6 protein-coding genes and 1 pseudogene are annotated in these 5,563 nt (G+C 72.8%); 5 read left to right on the forward strand and 2 right to left on the reverse strand.

Annotation, left to right across the window (positions count from 1 at the left end; all coding sequences use genetic code 11):
• Positions 1-451 (forward strand): SAM-dependent methyltransferase (locus tag ACWGIU_RS27875; protein WP_453710292.1); only part of this gene is annotated, 451 nt, incomplete at its 5' end.
• Positions 452-529: 78 nt separating this feature from the next.
• Positions 530-655: pseudogene (locus ACWGIU_RS27880) on the forward strand (Uma2 family endonuclease); the annotation flags it as partial.
• Here ACWGIU_RS27880 and ACWGIU_RS27885 read toward each other — a convergent pair.
• The gene (locus ACWGIU_RS27885; protein ID WP_453710294.1) at positions 651-2,285 is read right to left on the reverse strand and encodes a FadD3 family acyl-CoA ligase; all 1,635 of its coding nucleotides are present in this window, start codon (positions 2,283-2,285) and stop codon (positions 651-653) included. The pseudogene ACWGIU_RS27880 and the gene ACWGIU_RS27885 sit on opposite strands and share 5 nt — an antisense overlap.
• Positions 2,286-2,380: 95 nt before the next feature.
• Between ACWGIU_RS27885 and ACWGIU_RS27890 the strand changes: the two genes are divergently transcribed.
• From ACWGIU_RS27890 to ACWGIU_RS27900, 3 genes are read left to right on the forward strand one after another with little or no spacing between them, the layout of a single operon-like run.
• On the forward strand, positions 2,381-3,532 hold the full coding sequence (locus ACWGIU_RS27890) for a lipid-transfer protein (protein ID WP_453710296.1): 1,152 nt from the start codon (positions 2,381-2,383) through the stop codon (positions 3,530-3,532).
• Between the two features lie 4 nt (positions 3,533-3,536).
• Positions 3,537-3,992, forward strand: a complete 456-nt coding sequence (locus tag ACWGIU_RS27895) for a Zn-ribbon domain-containing OB-fold protein (RefSeq protein WP_453710298.1) — start codon at positions 3,537-3,539, stop codon at positions 3,990-3,992.
• Positions 3,989-4,765 carry an enoyl-CoA hydratase/isomerase family protein gene (locus ACWGIU_RS27900; RefSeq protein WP_453710300.1) on the forward strand — a complete coding sequence of 259 codons (777 nt, stop codon included), beginning with the start codon at positions 3,989-3,991 and terminating at the stop codon, positions 4,763-4,765. Before ACWGIU_RS27895 ends, ACWGIU_RS27900 begins: the two co-directional genes overlap by 4 nt.
• 9 nt (positions 4,766-4,774) lie before the next feature.
• Here ACWGIU_RS27900 and ACWGIU_RS27905 read toward each other — a convergent pair whose 3' ends face one another.
• Entirely contained in the window at positions 4,775-5,386 is a 612-nt protein-coding gene (locus ACWGIU_RS27905; protein ID WP_453710302.1) for a hypothetical protein, read from the reverse strand.
• Between the last annotated feature and the right edge of the window lie 177 nt (positions 5,387-5,563).

Here is a 5,563-nt window from a genome sequence, read left to right on the forward strand (position 1 = left end):
GGCCGGCCGCCGGTACGGCACGGACGCCGGGCGCGTGGACTTCGTACGGGCCGACGCGCGGGCCCTGCCGCCCGCCCTCGCCGACACGTACGACCTGGCGGTCAGCTTCGGCGCCTTCGGCCACTTCCTCCCGAAGGAGCGGCCCGCGCTCTTCTCCGGGATCCACGCCGCGCTGCGCGACGGCGGTGTCTTCGCCTTCCCGATCGGCGCCCCGCTGCCGCTCGGTTCCCCGGTGTGGTGGGCGACGACGGGCTTCGACGCGGCGATGCGGGTGCGCAACGCGGTGTGGCGTCCCCCGTTCGTCATGTACTACCGGACCTTCCCGCTGGGCGGAGTCCGTGAGGACCTCACGGACTCCGGCTTCACGGTGGAAACGGTCGCCTTGGACCACTTCGGCCGCCGACCGGACGGCACCCCCCACTGGCGCCTCCTCCTGGCCCGCCGCCGGTAGCGTGCCCGCCCCGCCGTATCCCGGAATGCGGGGGCGCCGCCGAGAAGGCTGAAACCAGCGCACCCCATGGAGGACACCATGGCCGCCGAGCTCCCCGCATGGATGCTCCCGCCCCGCCCGAGCGGCTGGGAAGCGGACGACCTCGATCACCTGCCCCAGGCTCCCCGGCACACCGAGCTCATCGAGGGAGCGCTGATCTTCATCCGGTGCGCAGTTCGCGTTTGAGGATCTTGCCGCTCGCGTTGCGGGGGAGTTCCGTGACGAACTCCACCGCGCGCGGGACCTTGTAGTTGGCCATCTCGCGGCGGGACCACGCGATCAGGTCGTCCGCGGTGAGGGTGGAGCCGGGGCGGCGGACCGCGTAGGCCTTGCCGACCTCGCCCAGCCGCGGGTCCGGAACGCCGATCACCGCGACGTCCGCGATGTCCGGGTGGAGGCCGAGGAGTTGCTCGATCTCGGCGGGGTAGGCGTTGAACCCGCCGACGATGAACATGTCCTTGATCCGGTCGGTGATGCGCAGGTTGCCGTCCTCGTCCAGGTACCCGACGTCGCCGGTGTGCAGCCGGCCGTCGGGGGTGATCGCGCGGGCGGTCTCCTCGGGGTCCTCGAAGTAGCCCTGCATGACGTGGTAGCCGCGGACCGCGATCTCGCCCACGTGCCCGGGCGGCCGCGGCCGCCCGTCCGCGTCCAGGATCTCCACCTCCGTGTCCGGTATGGCCCGGCCGGAGGTGGCGGAGACGGTCTCCGCGGGGTCACCGCGGCGGCACATGGTGACGATGCCGCCGGCCTCGGAGAGCCCGTACGCCGTGAGGACGGTGGCGATGCGCAGCTCGCCGCGCAGCCGTTCGACGAGCCGCAGGGGGACCACGGCCGCACCGGTGACGACCAGGCGCAGGGCGGAGAGGTCGTGGTGGCCGCGCTGGGGGTGGTCGAGCAGCGACTGGTGGAGGGTGGGCGGGCCGGGGAGTACGGAGATCCGTTCGGCGGCGATGTTCGCGAGGACGGTGTCCACGTTGAAAACGGGCTGCGGGACCATCGTGGCCCCGCGCATCAGGCAGGCGATGATCCCCGCCTTGTAGCCGAAGGTGTGGAAGAAGGGGTTCACGATCAGGTAGCGGTCGCCCTCGCGCAGTCCCGCGAGCTCGCTCCACACGTCGTAGCAGCGCAGGGACTGGGCGTGGGTGATGACCGCGCCCTTGGGGCTACCGGTGGTGCCGGAGGTGAAGATGATGTCGGAGGGGGCCTCGGGGCGGATGGCCTCGGCGCGCTCGCGGACCGCCGCGGCGGGTACGCCGTCCCCGCCCGCCAGGAAGTCCTTCCAGGTGCGGAAGGAGTCGGGGGCGTCGTCGGCGAGGACGACGACCTGTTCCAGGTGCGGGAGTCCGGGCAGCGGGCCGGTACCGGGGCCCTCGGCCGCGGCGCGGCGCAGGGAGGCGACGTAGGAGGTGCCGAGGAAGGTGCCGGTGACGAAGAGCAGCCGGGCCCGGCTGCGCTGCAGGACGTACGCGGCCTCCGCGCCCTTGAAACGGGTGTTGAGGGGGACGAGCACCGCGCCGGCCGAGACGGCGCCGAGGGCGGAGACGATCCACTCCAGGGTGTTGGGGGCCCAGACGGCGACCCGGTCGCCGGGCTCGATCCCGGCGGCGACGCAGGCGGCGGTGGCCCGCTCGACGCGTTCGCCGAGCTGCGTGTAGCTGATCCGGGTGCGCCCGTCGACGACGGCCTCGCGGTCGGCGTACTGTGCCGCCGCCGCCCGGACGAGCCGCGCGATGCTGCCCCAGCGCAGGTCCCCGCGTACGTCCTCGTGCCGGTCGTCGCGCCCGTCGTCGCCCATCGCGTGCCACCTTCCCGCAGACCCAGTAGCTGACTATCCGTCAGATTAGCTGTAGCCTTCGCGGCTGTCAGTACTGGCGCACCCCGGAGGTGGCGATGGCGGCAACGCTCAAGGACGCGACGGCAATAGTCGGCATCGGACAGACCGCCTTTGCCAAACGACTGCCGCAGTCCGAGAAGGAGTTGGCCTGCCGGGCCGTCCTGGCGGCCCTCGCCGACGCCGGCATCGATCCCTCCGAGGTCGACGCCTTCGCCTCCTACACCATGGAGGAGACCGACGAGGTCGAGGTCGCCAAGGCCATCGGCGCAGGCGACGTCACCTTCTTCTCCAAGATCGGCTACGGCGGAGGCGGTTCCTGCGCCACCGTCGGCCACCTCGCCTCCGCCGTCGCCACCGGCCAGGCCACCGTCGGCGTCGCCTGGCGCTCCCGCAAGCGCGGCTCGGGCCCCCGCCCCTGGAAGAACACCGCCGCCCAGCTGCCCACCCCCGGCCAGTGGACCAGACCCTTCGGCCTGCTGCGCCCCGCCGACGAGATCGGCATGCTCGCCCGCCGCTACATGCACGAGTACGGCGCCACCCGCGACCACCTCTTCAACGTCGCGATGGCCTGCCGCAACCGGGCCAACGCCAATCCGGCCGCGATGATGTACGAGCGCCCGCTGACCCGCGAGATGTACATGACCTCCCGCGTGATCAGCGACCCGCTCTGCCTCTTCGACAACTGCCTGGAGACCGACGGGGCGCTGGCCTGTGTCATCGTCTCCGCCGAGCGCGCCCGCGACTGCCGGCAGAAACCTGTCTACGTCCACTCCGTCGCCCAGGGCCTGCCCGCCCAGCACCACGGCATGGTCAACTACTGGAACGACGACCCCCTGTCCGGCCCCGCCTGGACCGCCGCCCGCCACCTGTGGAAGCAGGCCGACTTCGGGCCCCAGGACGTGGACGTCGCCCAGATCTACGACGCCTTCACCCCGCTGATCCCGCTCTCCCTGGAGGGCTACGGCTTCTGCGGTCGCGGCGAGGGCGCCGCGTTCACCGAGGGCGGCGCCCTGGAGATGGGCGGCCGGCTCCCCATCAACACCGGGGGCGGCGGCCTGTCCGAGGCGTACGTGCACGGCTTCAATCTGATCAACGAGGGCGTCAAGCAGCTGCGCGGCGTCTCCACCGCCCAGGTGCCGGACGCCGCGACCTGCCTGGTGACGGCGGGCGAGGGAGTGCCGACGTCCGCGATCCTGCTGAGGAGCTGACCCGATGACCACCGCCTCCACCGCCGCCGACGAGCTGCTGCTGCCGGTCCCCGACGAGGACGGGGCGCCCTTCTGGGAGTACGCCGCCCAGGGCGAGCTCCGCGTCCAGGCCTGCGCCACCTGCGGCCGGCTGCGCTTCCCGCCCCGCCCGTGCTGCCCGCACTGCCGGTCCTTCGACAGCGAGTGGCGCCGCATGAGCGGCCGCGGCCGCATCTGGTCCTACGTACGGCCGTACCCGCCGCTGCTGCCCGCCTACGCCGCGCAGGCCCCGTACAACGTGATCCTCGTGGAGCTCGCCGACGCCCCGCACATCCGGCTCGCCGGGAACCTGGTGACCTCGGCCGACGCCCCGCTCGACTCGGTGGACCCGGCGCGGCTGCGGATCGGCGCCCGGGTGCACGTCGTCTTCACCGAGACGGGCGGCATGGCCGTACCCCGCTGGGTCCTGGAGAAGTCATGACCGTGCGGGTGGAACGGGACAAGGCGACCGCGGTCGCCGTCGTCACCCTGGACCGGGTCCACCGGCACAACGCCATCGACCTGGACACCGCCGCCGAACTAAGCACCGTCTGGCGGGAGTTCCGGTTCGCCGAGGAGGTACGGGCGGTCGTGCTGACCGGCGCCGGAGCGGCCGCCTTCTGCACCGGCATCGACCGCGGCGTCGACGTGCCGCAGCCCGCCTCCCCCTACTCGGCCGACGATCCGCTGATCGCCATCGGGCCCAAGGCGGGCGACCTGTGGAAGCCCGTCATCGCCGCCGTCAACGGCATGGCCTGCGGCGGGGCCTTCTACCTGCTGGGCGAGGCGGAGTTCCTGATCGCCTCCGAGACCGCCACCTTCTTCGACCCGCACACCACCTACGGAATGGTCAGCGCCTACGAGGCCGTCCACATGGCGCAGCGCATGCCCTTCGGCGAGGCGGCCCGGATGTCCCTGATGGGCACGGCCGAGCGGCTGTCCGCGCGCCGGGCCCACGAGATCGGACTGGTCTCGGAGCTGACCGCGCCCGACGCGCTGCTGCCGGCGGCCCTGCGGGCGGCCGAGACCCTGGCCGGCTTCCCGACGGAGGCCGTGCAGGGCACCGTACGAGCGCTGTGGTCGGCGAAGCAGGCCGCACTCCAGCAGGCGCTGGCGCAGGCTCCGGCGCTGATCGCGCTGGGGAACCTGGCGCCGGAGCGGCAGGCGGAGCTGTTCGGCTCCCGGCGGCCGGGTACGGAGTTCAGGCTGCGCTGACGCGCGGCTTCAGGGCTTGCGCGTGGACTTCGGGCCGGGCTTCTTCGGGGTGGACCCGGGCGTGGGCCGGGAGCCGCCCGACGTCGTCGTGGCCGGGCGCGGCGTCCCGGTGCCGGACGATTCGGCGGGCCGGTCGAGCCTGCACGTGGTGACCTCGCCCGCACGCGAGGGCTCCTCGAGCGGAACGCTGACCACGCGGCTCTCGCGGGCGCCCAGGGTCTCCTCGACGACGGTCGACTCGACGGTGGCGCCGTTCGCGCCTTCCCGGTACAGGTTCACCGAGAAGGTCGTCCTGCGGTCCACGTTCGAGGTGAACCTGACCGTGGTGACCGGCGGGGTGCCGCCGACGCAGGTGACCACCACGGCCGTGACCGGGGCGCCGCTCGGGCTCCCGGCGGGCGACGCGGTGGCCGTGGCCGTGCTGTTGCCGCTGCCGTGGCTCTTCTTCTTGCTCTTGGAGCTGGAGCACCCGCCACCGCTGCTGCCGCTCTTGCTCTTGCTCTTGCCGCCGCTCCCGCTGCTCCCGCTGCTGCTGCTCCCGCCGTGCGACGAGAACCCGGTCAGTGCGAACACGACCGCCACCAGTACCGCGGTGAACCTGATACGCCGCCCAGCCAGCATGGCCCGAACTCCTCCCCGTTGGACAAACGGCGTCACGCTAGCAGCCCCGATTCGCGCCATCGAGGGTCTGAGCCGTCATGGGAGCGAAGTCACGCGCACCGGGAGGAGCGCCACAGCCGTCACGCCATGACGTCCGACGGCACGCGCCCGGACATGGCGGCGGCCCCGTCCCCCGGA

The sequence above is a fragment of the Streptomyces sp. NPDC054840 genome (assembly GCF_053611065.1).

Excerpts from the sequence above, each read along its gene's own strand:
- ACWGIU_RS27885 (WP_453710294.1), bottom strand. The coding sequence starts at position 2,285 with ATGGGCGACGACGGGCGCGACGACCGGCACGAGGACGTACGCGGGGAC.
- ACWGIU_RS27890 (WP_453710296.1), top strand. The coding sequence starts at position 2,381 with ATGGCGGCAACGCTCAAGGACGCGACGGCAATAGTCGGCATCGGACAG.
- ACWGIU_RS27895 (WP_453710298.1), top strand. The coding sequence starts at position 3,537 with ATGACCACCGCCTCCACCGCCGCCGACGAGCTGCTGCTGCCGGTCCCC.
- ACWGIU_RS27900 (WP_453710300.1), top strand. The coding sequence starts at position 3,989 with ATGACCGTGCGGGTGGAACGGGACAAGGCGACCGCGGTCGCCGTCGTC.
- ACWGIU_RS27905 (WP_453710302.1), bottom strand. The coding sequence starts at position 5,386 with ATGCTGGCTGGGCGGCGTATCAGGTTCACCGCGGTACTGGTGGCGGTC.